17 protein-coding genes are annotated in these 18,573 nt (G+C 70.7%); 1 reads left to right on the top strand and 16 read right to left on the bottom strand.

Annotated elements, in window-relative coordinates:
* Positions 1-199: 199 nt before the first annotated feature.
* From nusB to AB0D85_RS12300, 13 genes are all read right to left on the bottom strand, one after another.
* Positions 200-631: a transcription antitermination factor NusB gene (gene nusB / locus AB0D85_RS12360; RefSeq protein ID WP_189264621.1), complete on the bottom strand. Its 432-nt coding sequence runs from the start codon at positions 629-631 to the stop codon at positions 200-202.
* Between the two features lie 2 nt (positions 632-633).
* Positions 634-1,200: an elongation factor P gene (efp, locus tag AB0D85_RS12355; protein WP_046726575.1), complete on the bottom strand. Its 567-nt coding sequence runs from the start codon at positions 1,198-1,200 to the stop codon at positions 634-636.
* 52 nt (positions 1,201-1,252) lie between these two features.
* On the bottom strand, positions 1,253-2,359 hold the full coding sequence (locus AB0D85_RS12350; RefSeq protein WP_362317664.1) for an aminopeptidase P family protein: 1,107 nt from the start codon (positions 2,357-2,359) through the stop codon (positions 1,253-1,255).
* A 150-nt stretch (positions 2,360-2,509) separates the two neighbouring features.
* Positions 2,510-3,337 carry a Pro-rich N-terminal domain-containing protein gene (locus AB0D85_RS12345; protein ID WP_362317661.1) on the bottom strand — a complete coding sequence of 276 codons (828 nt, stop codon included), beginning with the start codon at positions 3,335-3,337 and terminating at the stop codon, positions 2,510-2,512.
* Between the two features lie 143 nt (positions 3,338-3,480).
* Positions 3,481-4,572, bottom strand: coding sequence for a 3-dehydroquinate synthase (gene aroB / locus AB0D85_RS12340; RefSeq protein ID WP_362317658.1), 1,092 nt, complete (start codon positions 4,570-4,572; stop codon positions 3,481-3,483).
* Positions 4,569-5,072 carry a shikimate kinase gene (locus tag AB0D85_RS12335; protein WP_362318011.1) on the bottom strand — a complete coding sequence of 168 codons (504 nt, stop codon included), beginning with the start codon at positions 5,070-5,072 and terminating at the stop codon, positions 4,569-4,571. Before AB0D85_RS12335 ends, aroB begins: the two co-directional genes overlap by 4 nt.
* Before the next feature lie 11 nt (positions 5,073-5,083).
* Positions 5,084-6,268: a chorismate synthase gene (gene aroC / locus AB0D85_RS12330; RefSeq protein ID WP_362317655.1), complete on the bottom strand. Its 1,185-nt coding sequence runs from the start codon at positions 6,266-6,268 to the stop codon at positions 5,084-5,086.
* Between the two features lie 249 nt (positions 6,269-6,517).
* Positions 6,518-7,357 (bottom strand): shikimate dehydrogenase, encoded by an 840-nt coding sequence (locus AB0D85_RS12325; protein ID WP_362317652.1) that lies wholly within the window; start codon positions 7,355-7,357, stop codon positions 6,518-6,520.
* Between the two features lie 72 nt (positions 7,358-7,429).
* Positions 7,430-9,163, bottom strand: a complete 1,734-nt coding sequence (gene mltG / locus AB0D85_RS12320; RefSeq protein WP_362317649.1) for an endolytic transglycosylase MltG — start codon at positions 9,161-9,163, stop codon at positions 7,430-7,432.
* 122 nt (positions 9,164-9,285) lie between these two features.
* A complete protein-coding gene (ruvX, locus tag AB0D85_RS12315) occupies positions 9,286-9,750 on the bottom strand; it encodes a Holliday junction resolvase RuvX (protein WP_362317646.1) in 465 nt (154 codons plus the stop codon).
* A gap of 14 nt (positions 9,751-9,764) precedes the next feature.
* Positions 9,765-12,437, bottom strand: a complete 2,673-nt coding sequence (gene alaS, locus AB0D85_RS12310; protein WP_362317643.1) for an alanine--tRNA ligase — start codon at positions 12,435-12,437, stop codon at positions 9,765-9,767.
* Positions 12,437-12,784 (bottom strand): hypothetical protein, encoded by a 348-nt coding sequence (locus AB0D85_RS12305; RefSeq protein WP_362317640.1) that lies wholly within the window; start codon positions 12,782-12,784, stop codon positions 12,437-12,439. The genes alaS and AB0D85_RS12305 overlap by 1 nt, the downstream gene beginning before the upstream one ends.
* A gap of 12 nt (positions 12,785-12,796) precedes the next feature.
* Positions 12,797-13,237 carry a DUF948 domain-containing protein gene (locus AB0D85_RS12300; protein ID WP_362317637.1) on the bottom strand — a complete coding sequence of 147 codons (441 nt, stop codon included), beginning with the start codon at positions 13,235-13,237 and terminating at the stop codon, positions 12,797-12,799.
* Between the two features lie 151 nt (positions 13,238-13,388).
* Between AB0D85_RS12300 and AB0D85_RS12295 the strand changes: the two genes are divergently transcribed.
* Positions 13,389-15,554, top strand: a complete 2,166-nt coding sequence (locus AB0D85_RS12295) for an AAA family ATPase (protein WP_362317634.1) — start codon at positions 13,389-13,391, stop codon at positions 15,552-15,554.
* Positions 15,555-15,581: 27 nt separating this feature from the next.
* Here AB0D85_RS12295 and rpsD read toward each other — a convergent pair whose 3' ends face one another.
* From rpsD to AB0D85_RS12280, 3 genes are all read right to left on the bottom strand, one after another.
* Complete coding sequence (gene rpsD, locus AB0D85_RS12290; RefSeq protein ID WP_181803162.1) at positions 15,582-16,196, bottom strand: 30S ribosomal protein S4; 615 nt, start codon at positions 16,194-16,196, stop codon at positions 15,582-15,584.
* 303 nt (positions 16,197-16,499) lie between these two features.
* Positions 16,500-17,855 carry a replication-associated recombination protein A gene (locus tag AB0D85_RS12285; protein ID WP_362317629.1) on the bottom strand — a complete coding sequence of 452 codons (1,356 nt, stop codon included), beginning with the start codon at positions 17,853-17,855 and terminating at the stop codon, positions 16,500-16,502.
* Positions 17,856-17,898: 43 nt separating this feature from the next.
* Positions 17,899-18,555, bottom strand: a complete 657-nt coding sequence (locus AB0D85_RS12280; protein WP_362317626.1) for a vitamin K epoxide reductase family protein — start codon at positions 18,553-18,555, stop codon at positions 17,899-17,901.
* Between the last annotated feature and the right edge of the window lie 18 nt (positions 18,556-18,573).

The raw sequence follows: 18,573 nt of genomic DNA, 5'->3' as shown, positions 1-18,573 counted from the left end.
CTTCTCGGCGCAGGGCCACCGCCACCTCCCCAGGGGCGCTGGGGGTACCCCCGGCCGAAGGCTGGGGGAGGAACTGCGCGACAAGCCACAGACGACCGTCAGCCGCCCGACCATCGCACCACCCACCCCATTGGGCGCACGAACGCCGGAAGGCCCGCAGCAAGCAGCTGCGGGCCTTCCGGCGTTCGCGTTCCGTCGGCTACGCCTCACGGCGCAGCGACGGCTTCAGCTCCTTCAGACGCCCGAGGAGCCCGTTCACGAACGAGGGCGACTCGTCCGTGGAGAACTCCTTCGCGAGCTGCACCATCTCGTCGAGGACGACCGCGTCCGGCGTCTCGTCGACCCAGATCAGCTCGTACGCGCCCAGGCGCAGGATGTTGCGGTCGACGACCGGCATCCGGTCGAGCGTCCAGCCGACCGCGTACTGGGCGATCAGCTCGTCGATCCGCTTCGCGTGCACCGCGTAGCCCTCGACCAGCTGCATCGTGTACTCGCTCACCGGCGGCTGCCGGGTGTCGTCCCGGGAGAGCCGGATCCAGTCCGCGAGGACCGTCAGGACATCGGCCCCGCGCTGGTCGCCCTCGAAGAGGATCTGGAAGGCGCGCTTGCGGGCCGTGTTGCGGGCAGCCACGGTTAGCTGTTCACCCGGCCGAGGTAGTCGCTCGTACGGGTGTCGACCTTGATCTTCTCACCGGTGGTGATGAAGAGCGGCACCTGGATCTGGTGGCCGGTCTCCAGGGTCGCCGGCTTGGTGCCACCGGTGGAGCGGTCGCCCTGGACGCCCGGCTCGGTCTCCTGGATGGTCAGCTCGACGGCGGCGGGGAGCTCGACGAAGAGCACCTCGCCTTCGTGCTGGGCGACGACGGCCGTGAAGCCCTCGATCAGGAAGTTCGCGGCGTCGCCGACGGTCTTCCGGTCGATGTGCAGCTGGTCGTACGTGTCCATGTCCATGAAGACGAAGTACTCGCCGTCCATGTACGAGAACTGCATGTCGCGCTTGTCGACAGTGGCCGTCTCGACCTTGACGCCGGCGTTGAAGGTCTTGTCGACCACCTTGCCGGACAGCACGTTCTTGAGCTTGGTGCGCACGAAAGCGGGGCCCTTGCCGGGCTTGACGTGCTGGAACTCGACGACGGACCAGAGCTGGCCGCCTTCGAGCTTGAGCACCAGGCCGTTCTTGAGGTCGTTCGTGGAAGCCACGGTTGCGGAATCTCCTGGACTGACGTGGACGACCCCGGGGCACGCACGTTCCCTATAGTGCGAGCAGCTCCTTGGTCGTGATGGTGAGTAGCTCGGGTCCGCCGTCCGCCTCAGGGCGGACGACGAGCGTGTCATCGATCCGGACACCACCCCGGCCCGGGAGGTGAACCCCCGGTTCGACGGTGACCGGCACGCAAGCGTCCAGTTTACCCATGGCCGAGGGGGCGAGCTGCGGCTCCTCGTCGATTTCGAGTCCGACACCGTGTCCGGTGAGGGGTTGCAGGCCTTCGGAGTAGCCCGCGGAGTCCAGCACCTGGCGGGCCGCGCGGTCCACGTCGCGGTAGGCGGCGCCGGGCACGAGGCTCTCCCGGCCGGCCCGCTGGGCGGCGAAGACCAGGTCGTACAGCTGGATCTGCCAGTCCGCGGGCGAGGTGCCGATGACGAAGGTGCGGCCGATCTCGCAGCGGTAGCCGCGGTAGGTGGCGCCGAGGCAGACGGAGAGGAAGTCGCCCTCCTCGACCCGGCGGTCGGTGGGGCGGTGCCCTCGGCGGCCGGAGTTCGGGCCGGTGGCGACGGAGGTGCGGAAGGCCGGCCCGTCGGCGCCGTGGTCGACCAGGCGGCGCTCCAGCTCCAGGGCGAGGTGCCGTTCGGTACGGCCGACGAGGATCGACTCCAGCAGCTCGCCGAGGGCCTGGTCGGCGATCTCGGCGCCGATGCGGAGGCAGGAGATCTCCTCCTCGTCCTTCACGACCCTGAGCTGTTCGACGGCGGAACCGAGGTCGGTGAGGCGCAGGTCGGGGGCGACCGAGGCGAGGGCGCGGTGCCGGGCCACGGTGAGGTGGTGTTCCTCGACGGCGAGGGTGTCGGCGTCCTGGGCCGCGGCGAGGTCGGCGGCGGCGACGGCGGGGTCACCGCCGGGTCCTTCCAGGAGGTGCTGCCGAAGGGACTCGTCGGGGCGGGCCTCGGCGGGACGGTCGTCCTGGGGGCCGTGGCATACGAGGAGGTCCTCGCGTTTGCCGAGCAGCAGGACGGAGCCGGCCGGGGCGGCGCCGGCGAGGTATCTCACGTTGGCGGGGCGCGAGATCAGCGCGGAAGCGCTGCCGCTGGCTTGGCAGCGGTCCCGTAGGCGGGATCGGCGGGCGGCGTACACCTCTGACATGACACGAGCGTAGGAGTCATGGGTGATTTGCGCCGGTTGGGGAGGGCCGAGTGGGGTGGTGGGGCGCCGTTGCCGGGTGCGGGTGCGTGAGGGGCTTTGCGCAGTTCCCCGTGCCCCCCAAGAACAAGAAGGTGGGTTCAGTCCCCCCGGCTACCAGTTCGGGGGGCTCGCTATCGCTCTTGCCAGGACCTCGTCCAGGACGCGGGCCGTGGTGGGGACGTCCAGTTGGGAGTTGTCGATGATCGGGAGGCCCGAGCCGTACCAGCCCGCCATGCGGCCGTGGATGCGGGCCACCTCCTCGTCGGTGAGGCGGCGGTTGCCCCGGCGTTCCGCGTTGCGCTCCAGGACTATGTCGAGGCCCGGGAGGAGGACGACCGGGAGGAGGCCGGGGCCGACATGGCGCTTCCAGCCGCCGAGGCCGACGACCGGGCGGTCCGGGAAGACCGCGTCGTCGAGGATGCAGGAGATGCCGTTGGCCAGGAAGTTGCGCGCGGCGAAGCCGCAGGTGCGGCGGGCCAGGCGGTACTGCGCCTCGGAGTTGTCGTTCCAGCCGGACTGGGGGTCGGCGAAGCCGGAGCGGACCCACTCGCGGACGTCGTCGAGGCTGACGTGGGCCGTGGGGACCCGGCGGTGGTCCGCCCAGTACTTGGCCACGCTGGTCTTGCCCGCCCCGGCCGGGCCGATCAGAAGGACGGCCAGGGTGGTGGTCGTGGGATCCGGCACGGTCGTCGCGGCGGGGGGTGCGCTCGGCATCCCCACCGGGCCGCCCGGCGGCAGCGGGACATGGCCCGTGGTGTCGGGCGGCGGCGGGGCCGAGGGAAGCGGCGGCATCGACGGCTGTGGCGGCGCGGACGGTGGCGGCGGCACGGGTGCGGAGCCCTGGGGCGCTCCCGGATGGTGTGCGGCCGGCTGCCAGCCGGTCGGTCCCTGCCCCGGCTGATGGGGCGGCGGCAGCGGAGATCCCACTGCGTGCTGCATCCGGTGCCACTCCGTCTCGTCATGTTCGGCTGCGCTCGTTACCGAACGGTACCGCCCGCGGTCGTCGTTTGGTGAAACGGCCGGGGGCGGTCCGAAGTGCCCGTGTCGCGAGGCGAACACGGGCGCGGGGAACAGGAGCGGACCTACTGCCCGACCTCGCCGTACGCGGCGAGCAGCACGGCCGGGTCGGGGCCCTCCAGGACCGTCGGCTTGGCGAGGCCGTCCAGGACGATGAAGCGCAGCAGGTCGCCGCGGGACTTCTTGTCGACCTTCATCGTCTCGACCAGCTTGGGCCACTGGTCGTAGCGGTAGTGCAGCGGCAGGCCGACCGACTCCAGGACCGTGCGGTGGCGGTCCGCCGTCGCGTCGTCCAGGCGCCCGGCCAGCCGGCCGAGTTCGGCGGCGAAGTGCATGCCGACGGCGACCGCGGCGCCGTGCCGCCACTTGTAGCGCTCGTTCTTCTCGATGGCGTGGCCGAGCGTGTGGCCGTAGTTGAGGATCTCCCGCAGGCCCGACTCCTTGAGGTCGGAGGAGACGACCTCGGCCTTGACCCGGATGGACCGCTCGATCAGCTCGGCCGTGTGCGGGCCCGCCGGGGTACGCGCGGCCTCCGGGTCGGACTCGATGAGCTCCAGGATCACCGGGTCGGCGATGAAGCCGGCCTTGATGACCTCGGCGAGCCCGGAGACGTAGTCGTTGACGGAGAGGGAGTCCAGGGCGGCCAGGTCGCACAGCACACCCGCCGGGGGGTGGAAGGCGCCGACCAGGTTCTTGCCCTCGGCCGTGTTGATCCCGGTCTTGCCGCCCACCGCCGCGTCGACCATGGCCAGCACCGTCGTCGGGATGGCGATCCAGCGCACTCCGCGCAGCCAGGTCGCGGCCACGAAACCGGCCAGGTCCGTGGTCGAGCCGCCGCCCACGCCGACGATCGCGTCGGAGCGGGTGAAGCCGGACTGGCCGAGCGCCTTCCAGCAGTAGGCGGCGACCTCGGCGGTCTTGGCCTCCTCGGCGTTCGGAACCTGGATGGCGACGGCCTCGAAGCCCTGCCCGGCCAGGTCGGCGCGGAGCGCGTCGCCGGTCTCGGCGAGCGCCTCGGGGTGGATCACGGCCACCCGCTTGGCCTTCTCGCCGATCAACCCACCCAGTTCGCCGAGCAGTTGACGGCCGACCAGGACCTCGTACGGCTCGGTGCCCGCCGTGCCGCCGACCTGGATCCGGGTGACTGCCTCGCTCATGCTTCCTTCAACTCCAGTGCGTCCAGGGCTGCTTGGGTGACCTCTTCGGGCGTACGGCCATCGGTCGGTACCACGGCCGTGGCGACCTCCTCGTACAGGTGCCGCCTCGCCTCCATCAGCTCGCGCCACTGCTTGCGCGGGTTGAGGGCGAGCAGCGGCCGGGCCGTGTTCAGGCCGGTGCGCTTGACGGCTTCCTCGACGTCCATCGAGAGGTAGACCACCCGCTGTCCGGCGAGCAGCGCGCGCGTGTCCGCGTCGAGGATCGCGCCGCCGCCGAGCGCGAGGACTCCCTCGTGCCCGGCCAGCGCCGTGTGCACCGCCCACTTCTCGATGGCGCGGAAGGCGGGCTCGCCCTCCTCGACGAAGATGTCGGCGATGGCGCGGCCCTCGGCGGCCACGATGTCCTCGTCCGTGTCGCGGTAGCCGACGCCGAGCCGCTCGGCGAGCAGCTGCCCGACCGTGGACTTGCCGACGCCCATCGGACCGACCAGCACCACCATCGGTGCGCCGCTCACCGGATGGCCAGGTTCTCGAGGTAGGACCGCACGTTCCGGCGGGTCTCGGTGACCGAGTCGCCGCCGAACTTCTCCGCGACCGCGTCCGCGAGGACGAGGGCGACCATCGCCTCGGCGACGATGCCGGCGGCCGGCACGGCGGAGACGTCGGAGCGCTGGTGGTGGGCCTGGGTGGCCTCGCCGGTGGTGACGTCGACGGTCTGCAGGGCGCGCGGCACGGTCGCGATGGGCTTCATCGCGGCCCGCACGCGGAGCAGCTCACCGGTGGACAGGCCGCCCTCGGTGCCGCCGGCGCGGCCGGAGACGCGGCGGATGCCCTCGGGCGTGTTGACGATCTCGTCGTGGGCCTTCGAGCCGGGCACCCGGGCCAGTTCGAAGCCGTCGCCGACCTCGACGCCCTTGATCGCCTGGATGCCCATGAGGGCTCCGGCGAGGCGGGCGTCCAGCTTGCGGTCCCAGTGCACGTGCGAGCCGAGGCCGACCGGAACGCCGTACGCCAGCACCTCGACCACACCGCCGAGGGTGTCGCCGTCCTTGTGGGCCTGGTCGACCTCCGCGACCATCGCCTTCGACGCGTCCGCGTCCAGGCAGCGCAGCGGGTCGGCGTCCAGCTTCTCGACGTCGGCCGGTGTGGGGTACACACCCTGCGGGGCCTTCACGGAGCACAGCTCGACGACGTGCGAGACGATCTCGATGCCCGCCGTCTCCTTCAGGTACGAGCGGGCGACGGCGCCGAGCGCCACGCGGGCGGCGGTCTCGCGGGCGGAGGCACGCTCCAGGACCGGGCGGGCCTCGTCGAAGCCGTACTTCTGCATGCCGGCGAGGTCGGCGTGGCCGGGGCGCGGGCGGGTCAGCGGCGCGTTCCGCGCCAGCCCCGCCAGGATCTCCGGGTCGACCGGGTCGGCCGCCATGACCTGTTCCCACTTGGGCCACTCGCTGTTGCCCACCATGATCGCGACCGGGGAGCCGAGGGTGAGGCCGTGCCGGACGCCGCCGATGAAGGTGACCTCGTCGCGCTCGAACTTCATGCGCGCACCGCGGCCATAGCCGAGCCGCCGCCGCGCGAGGTGGTCCGCGACCATCTCGGTCGTGATCGGCACGCCGGCGGGAAGGCCCTCCAGCGTTGCGACAAGTGCGGGACCGTGGGACTCCCCCGCGGTCAGCCAACGCAGCCTGCTCAACGATGCTCCTCAGTGCTCGCGCCCTGGTACTACTGCCCTGCGTACGCACGTCCTCGCGTACGGCGACGGCCCGACCGGGTGCGCGGCCCCGGTCCGCCACCCCGATCCTCCCACGTCCGGGCGCCGAACCCGGTCGCCGGTCCAGCAGACGGACGTCGGCGGCGTCCCGAAGGGGCGCGGGGAACTGCGCGACCAGCCACAACGGCGCCGCAGCCGAACGGGTCCGTCGCCGCATCTCCGGCGAAGCGCTCAGCGCTCGGCGAGCGCCTTCTCCCCCGCCCGGCGCATCGCGTCCAGCGGCGCCGGACTGTGCCCGGTCATCTGCTCGACCTGCAGCACGGCCTGGTGCACCAGGAGATCGAGGCCGCTCACCACGGCGCCCCCGAACATCGACCAGCGGGCCGCGAGGGCGGTGGGCCAGGGGTGGTAGAGCACGTCGAAAAGAGTGGCGGGCCGCTCCGGCACGGCCGCGGCGAGCGCGTCGGTCGTACCGGCCGGCGTCGTGGCGATCACCAACGGCGCGTGCAGCGCCTGCTCGGCGTCGGCCCACTCGGCGGTGCGGACCTCGACGTCGAGCCGCTCACCCCAGTGCCGCATCTCGGCGGCGCGCTCTTCGCTGCGGACATAGGCCACGACCTCGCCGGTGCAGATCCGGGCGAGCGCGGCCAGCGCGGAGGAGGCGGTGGCGCCGGCGCCGAGGATGGCGGCGCTGTCGACCTGTTCGATGCCGTGCTCACGCAACGCGGCGACCATGCCCGGGATGTCGGTGTTGTCCCCGACTCGGCGTCCGTCCTCCGTGAAGACGACCGTGTTGACCGCGTCGACGGAGGCGGCCGTCTCGCTGATCTCGTCGACCAGCGGGATGACCGCCCGCTTCAGCGGCATGGTCAGCGACAGCCCCGCCCACTCCGGTCCCAGCTTCCCGAAGAATCCGGGCAGCCCTGCCTCGTCGACCTCGAAGCGCTCGTACGACCAGTCGGTGAGCCCGAGTTCGTCGTACGCGGCCCGGTGCAGCACCGGGGAGAGGGAATGGGCGATGGGCTTACCGAGCACGGCGGCCCGGCGGGCGTCGGTTGCCCGAGTTGGCATGGGATCTGTCCTTGTGCCTCGCGACTTGCGGTAAACGTCGCGATGTTACCGGTCGGCCGCGTCAGCCACCGGTCAGCTCTTCTTCCTGGAGGCGTTCCACTCGTTCACGAGTTTCTCGTGGTCGGCGAGCGTCTTCGTGAACTTGCTGGTCTTTCCGTCCGTCGAGATGAAGTAGTACCAGCCGTCGTGCGTCGGATCGAGTGCGCCCCTGAGCGCTTCCTCGCCGGGGTTGTCGATGGGCCCGGGCGGCAGGCCCTTGACGTAGTACGTGTTGTACGGGTTGTTGTAGCGCCGCAGTTCGGCGATCGACAGGTCGATCTTGCTCTGGTTCTTCACGTAGTTGTACGTGGAGTCGAATTCCAGCGCGCCGTAGGTCTCGGGGTTCGCGGGCTTGAGGCGGTTGTAGACCACCTCGGCCATCTTGCGGAAGTCGTCGTGGCTGGTGCCCTCGGCCTGCACCAGGCTGGCCACGGTGAGCAGTTGCCACGGCCCGTCGAGGCCCAGGCCGGTCGCCTTCTTCTCCAGGCCGAGCGCCTGGTAGTTCTCGTTGGCGCGGGCCACCATCTCGGCCAGCACCGCCTTGGGCTTCTGCCCCTTCGCCACGGCGTAACTGGAGGGATAGAGGAATCCTTCCAGCGGATCCTTCAGGTTGGCGTGGTTCAGTGCCCACTTGGGCAGACCGAGGGACTTGTAGTCCTGCTTCGCCACGCTCGCGGTGGTCCCCTTCGCCACGGCGAGACGCTTGTCGATCATGTCGTAGATCGCGGTGTTGCGCAGGCCCTCGGCGATGATGAGGTTGCTGTGGCTCTTCGTGTCGAGCATCAGTGCCACGGCGCTGGCGGCGGACATGTGCTTCTGCAGCGTGTAGACGCCGTCCTGGATCGCTTTGCCGTCGGGGTTCGCCGTCTGCGCGGAGACGAACGCGTCGACGCTCTCGACCACGCCGGCCGCCTTCAGGATGCGGCCGATGTCGTAGCCGCCCGCGCCCTTGGGAATCTCGACGGTCGTCGTCTCGCCGTTGCCGCTACCCGCGTAGTCGGCGGCGGCGCCGAAACGATTTTTGTAGAAGTGCCAGCCGTAGTAGACGACGGTGGCCGCACCGCCGCCGAAGACCAGGCAGACCACGAGGCAGGCGCAGCCGTTGCGGCGCTTCTTGGCGCCCTTGCCCCCTTTGGCGTTCTTGCCCCGGTCGTCGCCGCGGCGCCCTTTCGGGTCGTCGTCGGTTTCGTCGTCGTCGCCGTCGTCCGCGCCCGTGAAGAAGGGGTGCTGCTCCTCCTCCTCGACGGCGGGCTCGGTCTGCGCCTCCGGCTCCGGATCGCGCCGGCGGCCGGGGGGCTCCGGCGGCGGATAGGCGTCCTCGGTGCCGTAGAAGTCGGGCTGCTCATTGCCGTAGGCCACGGGCTGCTGGCCGTAGGGGTCGCCCGGGTCGGCGGCGTAGGGGACGTGACCGTGGGTGCCGGTGGCGTCCCAGCCGCCCTGGTGGTGCTGCTGTTGCGGGGCATGCCCGGCGTACTGCTGGTCGTACTGCTGCTGGCCGTACTGCTGCTGACCGTGCCCGTCGGCGTACTGGAGTTGGCCCTGCTCGTCGTAGTACGTGTACTGCTGCTGGTCGTACCCGGCCTGCGGGTGCTGGCCCCAGTCGCCGTACTGCTGCTGCTGCGACTGCTGCGGGTAGTGCTGTGGCTGGCCGCCGTAGGGGGACTGCTGGCCCATGTGGGCCTGCTGTCCGCCCCATCCGTCGTCCCCGTACAACGGGTCCTCCGGATGCCACGGTTCGGAGCCTTGGCCCCGGCCATACTCAGTCATCGATCCCCTAGAGCCGCGAGGCGGCGCGTCACGCGGCTGGTGGGCCGGTGACCGTTCCGCCTCTTGCTGTGCGGTGGCTGTTCGAAAACCATCGCATCGCGCGGAACGTTACCGTATCGCGATCAGATGACTACTTCGACGCCCTCGCCGGGTGGTTTACCTGACACCCGTTCGGATTCCAGTGCCTGCTGAAGGATGATGACCGCCGCGGCCTGGTCGATGACCGAGCGGCCCTTCTTGGCCTTCACTCCAGAAGCGCGCAGCCCCTGGCTCGCCGTTACAGTCGTCATCCGTTCGTCGACCAGCCGGACCGGCACCGGCGCGATGCCCTGGGCGAGTTCCTGGGTGAAGGCCCGGACCTTGACGGCGGCCGGGCCCTCGCCGCCCTTGAGTGAACGCGGGAGCCCGACGACGACCTCGATCGGCTCGTACTCCTCGACCAGCTGCCGCAGCCGGCGGTGGGCCGCCGGAATGTCCCGGCCGGGGACGGTCTCGACCGGGGTGGCGAGGATCCCGTCGGGGTCGCACGAGGCGACCCCGATCCGGGCGTCCCCGACGTCGATCGAGAGTCGACGTCCTCTGCGCATCTCCGACCGTTTCCTTACTTGGCGGTCTCGTCGACGAGGCGCTCGACCGCGTCGATGGCCTCACCGACGGCGGCCGGGTTCTGGCCACCGCCCTGGGCGACGTCCGGCTTGCCGCCACCGCCGCCGCCGAGGGTCTTGGCGGCAGTGCGGACCAGGTCACCGGCCTTGAGGCCGCGGTCGCGGGCGGCGTCGTTGGTGGCGATGACCGTGAGCGGCTTGCCGTTGTTGACCGTGAACAGGGCGACCACGGCGGCACGTCCGCCCTGGATGCGCCCGCGCACGTCGAGAACCAGCTTGCGCAGGTCGTCCGGGGTGGTGCCGTCCGGGACCTGCCCGGTCACCACGGCGATGCCGCGGACGTCCTTGGCGGACTCGACCAGACCGCCGGCGGCCTGCAGCACCTTCTCCGCGCGGAACTTCTCGATCTCCTTCTCGGCGTCCTTCAGCTTGCCGAGCATGGCGGAGACCTTCTCCGGGAGCTCCTCCGGACGGCCCTTGATCAGCTCCTGGAGCTGGGCGACGACCGTGTGCTCACGGGCGAGGAAGTTGTAGGCGTCGACCCCGACGAGGGCCTCGATACGGCGCACACCCGAACCGATCGAGGACTCGCCGAGCAGCTTCACCAGACCCAGCTGGGAGGTGTTGTGCACGTGGGTGCCGCCGCACAGCTCCTTGGAGAAGTCGCCGATGGTCACCACACGGACCCGCTCGCCGTACTTCTCGCCGAACTCGGCGATGGCGCCCTGCTTCTTGGCCTCGTCGATGCCCATGATGTCGGCGCGGACGTCGAGGTCGCGGGCGAGCACCTCGTTGATCTTCTGCTCGACGTCGGTCATCACGGCCGTCGGGACGGCGGACGGGGAGCCGAAGTCGAAGCGGAAGCGGCCGGGCTGGTTCTCGGAACCGGCCTGGGCGGCCGTCGGGCCGAGGGCGTCGCGCAGCGCCTGGTGGGTGAGGTGGGTGGCCGAGTGGGCACGGGCGATGGCGGTACGGCGACGGGAGTCGATCGAGGCGTGGGCCTTGGCGCCGACGGTGACCTCGCCGACCTGGACGACGCCCTTGTGGACGTACACGCCCGGGACCGGCTTCTGGGTGTCGCGGATCTCGATGACGGCACCGGTGTCGACCTTGATCCGGCCGGTGTCACCGATCTGGCCGCCGCCCTCGGCGTAGAAGGGGGTGCGGTCCAGGACGATCTCGACCTCGTCGCCCTCGGAGGCGGCCGGCGAGGAGACGCCGTCGACGAGGATGCCGACGATCGTGGTCTCGCCCTCGGTGTCGCCGTAGCCGATGAAGTCGGTCTCGCCGGTCTTGTCGGCGATCTCGCGGTAGGCGCCGGCACCGGCGTGCCCGGTCTTCTTGGCCTGGGCGTCGGCCTTGGCGCGGTCCCGCTGCTCCTTCATCAGGCGGCGGAAGCCCTCCTCGTCCACGGAGAGCCCCTGCTCGGCGGCCATCTCCAGGGTGAGGTCGATCGGGAAGCCCCAGGTGTCGTGGAGCAGGAAGGCCGTGTCGCCGGCGAGGACCGAGCCACCGGCGTCCTTGGTCTCCGTCACGGCGGTGTCGAGGATGTTGGTGCCGGCCTTGAGCGTCTTGAGGAAGGCGTTCTCCTCGGCGACGGCGACCTTCTCGATGCGCTCGCGGTCGGTGACCAGCTCGGGGTACTGCTGGCCCATCATCCGGATCACGGTGTCGATCAGGTCGAGGACGACCGGACCGGTGGCACCGAGCAGCCGCATGTTGCGGATGGCGCGGCGCATGATGCGGCGCAGGACGTAGCCGCGGCCCTCGTTGCCGGGGGTCACGCCGTCGCCGATGAGCATCACGGAGGTGCGCATGTGGTCGGTGACCACACGCAGCGAGACGTCCGAGGCGTGGGCGTCGCCGTAGTGGACGCCGGTCAGCTCGGTGGCCTTCTCGATGACGGCCATGGAGGTGTCGATCTCGTACATGTTCTGCACGCCCTGCAGAATCATGGCGAGACGCTCCAGGCCCAGGCCCGTGTCGATGTTCTTGCTGGGCAGTTCGCCGAGGATCTCGAAGTTGTCCTTGCCGATGCCCTCGCCGCGCTCGTACTGCATGAAGACGAGGTTCCAGATCTCCACGTACCGCTCGTCGTTGACGGCGGGGCCGCCCTCGACGCCGAACTCGGGGCCGCGGTCGTAGTTGATCTCGGAACACGGGCCGCAGGGGCCGGGGACGCCCATGGACCAGTAGTTGTCCTTCATGCCGAGGCGCTGGATGCGCTCCTTCGGCACGCCGACGACGTCGTGCCAGATGCGCTCGGCCTCGTCGTCGTCCTTGTAGACGGTGATCCAGAGCTTCTCCGGCTCCAGGCCGTAACCGCCCTTGTCCTGGGGGCTGGTGAGCAGCTCCCAGGCGTACTTGATGGCGCCTTCCTTGAAGTAGTCGCCGAAGGAGAAGTTGCCGCACATCTGGAAGAAGGTGCCGTGGCGGGTGGTCTTGCCGACCTCTTCGATGTCCGGAGTGCGCACGCACTTCTGCACGCTCGTGGCGCGGTCGAAGGGCGGCTTGACCTCACCCAGGAAGTAGGGCTTGAAGGGCACCATGCCGGCCGGGACGAGGAGCAGAGTCGGGTCGTCCGCGATGAGCGACGCCGAAGGGACGACGGTGTGCCCGCGCTCCTCGAAGAAGCTCAGCCAGCGGCGGCGAATCTCAGCCGACTCCATCAGTGGTCCTCATTCCGGTTGTACGAGTACGTCGTCCTGTCTTCGGCGTACTTCGGGTTGCTGCGGTTCTCGATGGCGGCGAGCCGCCGGGGCGCGGGGAGTTCGGGGTCCGTGTTGATGCCCAGGGCATCCCCCAGTTCTTCCTCCCGCTGGGCCATGTTGTCGCGGACGTCGAGCGCGAAGCCGACCGCCCGGTCCTTGATCCGGTGGCCGGTCTCCAGCGCCTTGTTCGCGGCGGTGGCGGCGAGGCTCTCCGGGGTCAGCTGCCTGAGCTTGCGGTTGACCTTGGTGGTGGCCCAGACACCGGCGGCGACACCGGTGGTGAACCAGAAGGTACGGCGGAACATCTGACCTGGCTCCTACTTTCCCCGGTTCTTCCGCCGCGCGGCCGGGACCGTCCGGCCCACGATCACGGTACGCCTGGGCTCCTTCACGGGCACGTCCGCCTTGCGGCCGGCCAGCGCCCGGCGCACGCCGTAGCCGAAGGCCGCGACCTTGACCAGCGGGCCGCCGAAGGTGGAGGCGACGGTGCTGGAGAGCGCGGAGGCGTTGGACGTGACCTCCTGGACGTCGGAGGCGATCGAGTCGACCCGGTCGATCTGGGTCTGCGCGGAGCGTACGGCCGCGGAGGCGTCGGCGAGCAGCGGGACGGCCTGGTCGGTCACGTCCGCCACGAGCTTGGTGGTCGCCTTGAGCGTCTGGGCCAGCCTCACCAGTGCGACGGCGAGGAAGGAGACCAGGATCGCCCAGAAGACGGCCACCAGGATCCCGGCCACCTCTCCACCGGACACTGCGCGCACCCGCTCCCTGACATGTGTCTCAACATCGAAAAGTCTGTCCCGAGCCTATCGCGCCGGGGATGGGACTCCGTACCGGATTACCGCGCGCGGGCGGCTCGGTTCCGGGAAGCGATTGTACGGACCGAACACGGTTAAGTACGCTCCGTGTCCCATGCGAGGTCCTCAGCGCCCCGGCCCTTCGGCGGACGGCAATCTGCCCCTGGAACTGACCGCCTTCGTGGGCCGCTCGGCCGAACTCGGCGCACTGGCCCGGGCCCTGGAGTCCGGCCGGCTGGTCACCGTGACCGGGGTCGGCGGGGTCGGCAAGTCACGGCTCGCGGCCCGGGCCGCGGCCGGCGCGGCGCCCCGGGACGGGGTGTGGCGGGTGGAGCTGGCGCCGGTGCGCGACCCGGAGTTCGTGGAGTACGCGGTCGTGGAGGCGCTCGGCCTGACCGACCACACCACCCGGTTGCCGCGCGAGACGCTGCTGGAGCATCTCGCGGGCCGCAGGATCCTGCTGGTCCTCGACGGGTTCGAGCATCTGGTCGACGCGTGCGCGGAGCTGGTGGCCGAGCTGCTGCGGCGGTTGCCGGACCTGACCGTGCTGGCGGTGGGGCGGCGGCCGCTGGGGGTGGCGGGTGAGGTGCTGTTCCCGCTGGCGCCGCTCGGTGCGGACGAGGCGGTGGAGCTGTTCGCCGAGCGCGCGGAACGGCAGGGGCTGGACGTGCGGGACTGCGCGGACGTGCGGGAGGTGTGCCGGCGCCTGGACGGTATCCCGCTGGCGATCGAGCTGGCGGCGGGGCGGCTGCGGGCACTGGCACCGGGGCAGCTGCTGGCGCGGCTGGACGACCGGTTCCGGCTGCTGACCGGCGGCGGGCGGGACGGGCTCCCCCGCCACCGGACCCTGCGCACGGCGATCGGCTGGAGCCATGAACTGTGCACCCCCGCCGAGCGGTTGCTGTGGGCGCGGCTCTCGGTGTTCGCGGGGACCTTCGAGCTGGAGGCCGCCGAGTACGTGTGCAGCGGTGACGGGCTGGCCGCCGAGGACGTCCTGGACGTGCTGGCGGAGCTGCTCGCGCAGTCGGTGGTGGCCCGCGAGGAGACCCCGACGGGGGTGCGCTACCGGATGCTCGACACCGTGCGGGCGTACGGCGCCGACTGGCTGGCGGCGGCGGGCGACGCGGGGCGGTTGCGGCGCCGGCACCGGGACTGGTTCATGGGCCTGGCGACCTGGTGCGAGCTGGACTGGTTCTCGCCGCGGCAGGGCGAGGTGGCGGCGCGGGTCGAGGCCGAGCTGCCGAACCTGCGGGCCGCCCTGGACCACTGTCTGACCGAGCCGGACGAGGCGCATCTGGGCCAGTACCTGGCGGGCTCGCTGTGGTTCTACTGGGCGGGCTGCGGACGGCTGTCGGAGGGCCGGCGCTGGCTGGAGCGCAGTCTGGAGCTGGACTCGGAGTACCCGCAGTCCCGGCTGAAGGCGTTGTGGGTGCTGGGCTATGTGGCGATCCTCCAGGGTGACGCGGTGCCCGCGCTGGCCGCGCTCCAGGAGTGCCGCGAGGAGGCCGAGCTGGTCGCCGACCCCACGGCGGTGGCGTACGCGGAGCACCGCACCGGCTGTCTGGCCCTGGTCACGGATGACATGGCGCGCGCGGAAACGCTGCTGCGCTCGGCCCTGGGCCGCTACCAGGAGATCGGCGAGCTCAACAGCAACGTCCTGATGGGCCAGGTCGAGCTGGCGATGGCCAGGGCGTTCCTGGGTGATCTGGCGGACGCGGTGCGGCTGTGCGAGGACGTGCGCCGGGTGTGCGAGGACCACGGCGAGCACTGGGCCAGGTCGTACGCGCTGTACGTGCTGGCGTACGCGGCCTGGCGGGACGGCGACCACCCGGCCGCCCGTGAGCTGCTGACCGACTGTCTCGGCCATGCGCACGGTTTCCGGGACCTGCTGGGCTCGGTGCTGTCGATCGAGCTCCTCGCCCTGGTGACGGTGGCGCAGGGCGATCCGGCCGAGGCCGCGGTGCTGCAGGGCGCGGCGGAACGGATGTGGCCGTCGGTGGGGCTGCCGCTGTTCGGCTCGGCCTACTACAACGCCCCGCACGAGCTGTGCGAGGCGACGGCACGGCGGGCGCTGGGCGACGAGCGGTACACGGAGTGCGTACGGCAGGGGGCGCTGCTCGACCGTGAGGCGGCGGTGGCGCGGGCGCTGGCCTACCTCGGAGTACGGCCGCCGGAGGTGCTGCCGGCGCCGCGCGGGCCGGTACGGCAGCGGCGGGACGGCACCGGCATGCGGAAGCCCGCCGCCTCGCCCACCCGGAAGGGCGGGGAGACGGCGGGCTGACGCTGAGGTGCTACACCCGGCTGGTGATCAGCGGGCGTAGTACTCGACGACGAGCTGCTCGTCGCAGATGACCGGAACTTCCTTGCGGTTCGGCTCGCGGTCCAGGCGGAAGGCAAGGGCGCGGAGGTTCACCTGCAGGTAGCGGGGGGTCTCGCCGTCGGGGGCGAAGCCACCCTCACGGGCGATCTGGAAGAGCGTCTTGTCCTTCGAGCGGTCGCGGACCTGGATGACGTCGTCCGGACGCACGCGGTAGGACGGCTTGTCGACCTTCTGGCCGTTGACCTGGATGTGGCCGTGGACGACCATCTGGCGGGCCTGGTAGATCGTGCGGGCGATGCCCGAACGCAGGACCAGCGCGTCGAGGCGGCGCTCCAGCTCGACGATCAGGGCCTCACCGGTCTTGCCCTGCACCTTGGAGGCACGCTCGTAGGCACGGACCAGCTGACGCTCGGAGATGTCGTACTGCGCGCGCAGACGCTGCTTCTCCAGCAGACGGACCTTGTAGTCCGAGTTCTGCTTGCGGCCGCGGCCGTGCTCACCCGGCGGGTAGGGGCGGGCCTCGAAGTACTTGACGGCCTTCGGGGTCAGCGCGATGCCGAGGGCACGCGACTTCTTGACCTTGGGGCGGGACTGGTTCGCCACTGTCTCTTTCTTCCTTCTGATTATTCGGCTTGTCAGGGTTGAAGGAGGTCGCAATCCGCAGCCGGGGAAACCCTCCGGATCCGTTGCCGGGTCTGGTGGGCAGCCGCTCCCCTGGTCTGGGCACAAACGTGCAGCACGCGAGTGGCCCACCGACCGATTCCGCCGTACGGCGAGTGGTGGTGGGCTGCCCGCGACACCGTTCGACGGTGCGCGACGCTCCTGGATCCCCCTTGCGGGGGTTCCGGCCGGCTGTCCCGCTCTGACAGCGCGGGACTCGGCGCTTCGGGGAAGTCTACAGGCTGCTCAGGACCGCCTGCGACCGAGGTGCTTCCTGGTCCACTCGACGGCGTCGGCGTAGCGCGCCTCGGCGCCGTGCCGGGTCGGGGTGTAGTACTCGCGGTCCCTGACGGTGTCCGGGGCGTACTGCTGCTCGGCGATGCCCTCGGGCAGGTCGTGCGGGTACACGTACCCCTGCGCGTGCCCCAGTTTGGCGGCGCCCTTGTAGTGCCCGTCGCGCAGATGCGGGGGCACCTGGCCGGCCAGTCCCTTGCGTACGTCCTCCAGGGCGGCGCCGATCGCGGTGGTCGCGGAGTTGGACTTGGGGGCCAGGGCGAGGGCGATGGTGGCGTGGCTGAGGGTGAGGGCGGCCTCGGGGAAGCCGATCATCGCGACGGCCTGGGCGGCGGCCACGGCTATGGGCAGGGCGTTCGGGTCGGCGAGCCCGATGTCCTCGCTGGCCGAGATCATCAGCCGGCGGGCGATGAAGCGGGGGTCCTCGCCGGCCTCGATCATCCGGGCCAGGTAGTGCAGGGCCGCGTCGACGTCGGAGCCCCGGATGGACTTGATGAGGGCGCTGGCGACGTCGTAGTGCTGGTCGCCGTCGCGGTCGTACTTCACTGCGGCCCGGTCGACGACCTCCTCCAGGGTGCCCAGGCCGATCTCCGGCTCGCCCTTGTCGAGGGCGGCCCCGGCGGCGGCCTCCAGGGCGGTCAGGGCGCGCCGGGCGTCGCCGCCGGCGATCCGCAGCAGGTGCTCCTCGGTGTCCTCGGGGAGGGTGACGGCCGCCTTGAGACCGCGTTCGTCGGTGAGGGCCCGGCGCAGGAGCCCCCGCACGTCGTCGTCGGTGAGCGGTTCGAGGGTGAGGAGCAGGGAGCGGGAGAGGAGCGGGGAGATCACCGAGAAGTACGGGTTCTCGGTGGTCGCGGCGATGAGGGTGACCCAGCGGTTCTCGACGGCCGGGAGCAGGGAGTCCTGCTGGGCCTTGCTGAAGCGGTGGATCTCGTCGAGGAAGAGGACGGTCTCCTTGCCGTATCCCCCGCTGGCGCGCCGGGCGCCGTCGATGACCGCGCGGACCTCCTTGACTCCGGCGGTGATCGCGGAGAGCTCCACGAACCGCTTGTCGGTCGCCTTGGAGACGACGTACGCCAGAGTCGTCTTGCCGGTGCCCGGCGGTCCCCAGAGGATCACGGAGGACGCTCCGGCGGGACCGCCGTTGCCCTCGCCGACCAGTCTGCGCAGCGGGGAGCCCGGCTTCAGCAGGTGCTGCTGGCCCACCACCTCGTCGAGGGTGCGCGGGCGCATCCGCACCGCCAGGGGACTGCCGGTCGGGTCCTTCTCCTGGCGTTCTTCTGCGGCTGCGGTGAACAGGTCGGGTTCCACGCTGAAACCCTAAATCACGGCACTGACAACACGGCCCGTGCTGTCAGCTGGTCCAGAAGTCCCACCAGCGGGTCAGGATCAGCATGCCGATGATGCCGATGTGCAGGACCGGCAGCACCCAGGTGAACTCGCCGAAGAAGGACTTCAGCCAGTTCGGGGCCGGCAGGAAGCTCTTGCGGATGTTGAAGGAGGTCACGTACCAGAACATGGTGATGGTGGCGACCCAGGCCAGCGAGCACCACAGGCACAGCGCGTTGATCCGGTACAGGGACTGGAACTGCAGCCAGGTGCAGAAGGCCACGCCGAAGAGCGTGCCGAAGTTGAAGGTCAGCCAGTACCAGCGCGGGAAGCGGGCCCGGGTCAGCAGGCTCATGCCGACGCAGATGACGATGCCGTAGCAGACCAGGCCGAGCATCGGGTTGGGGAAGCCGAAGGCGGCGGCCTGCTTGGACTGCATGACGCTGCCGCAGGAGACGACCGGGTTGAGGCTGCACCCGGGGGTGAACGTCTTGCCCTCGACCTTGGCTTCCAGCAGCTTGAACTTGTCGATCGTGATGACCCACGCGGCGAGCAGTCCGGCGGCGCCGGTGATGATCAGCAGCAGCGCGAAGGCGAGACTGCCGCCCTCCGTACGCGATGCCGCGGAGGCGTGCTCGGGCTCGGGCTCGGTGGAGACGTCCTTGACTGTCGTCTTGCTCATCACGCCGATTCCGTCTGT

Origin of the sequence: Streptomyces sp. NPDC048277 (assembly GCF_040652235.1) — a bacterium.
In the GTDB taxonomy this organism is placed as follows: Bacteria; Actinomycetota; Actinomycetes; order Streptomycetales; family Streptomycetaceae; genus Streptomyces.
Note: the sequence above shows the minus strand (reverse complement) of the source record. Positions and strands in the feature narration are given on the sequence as shown.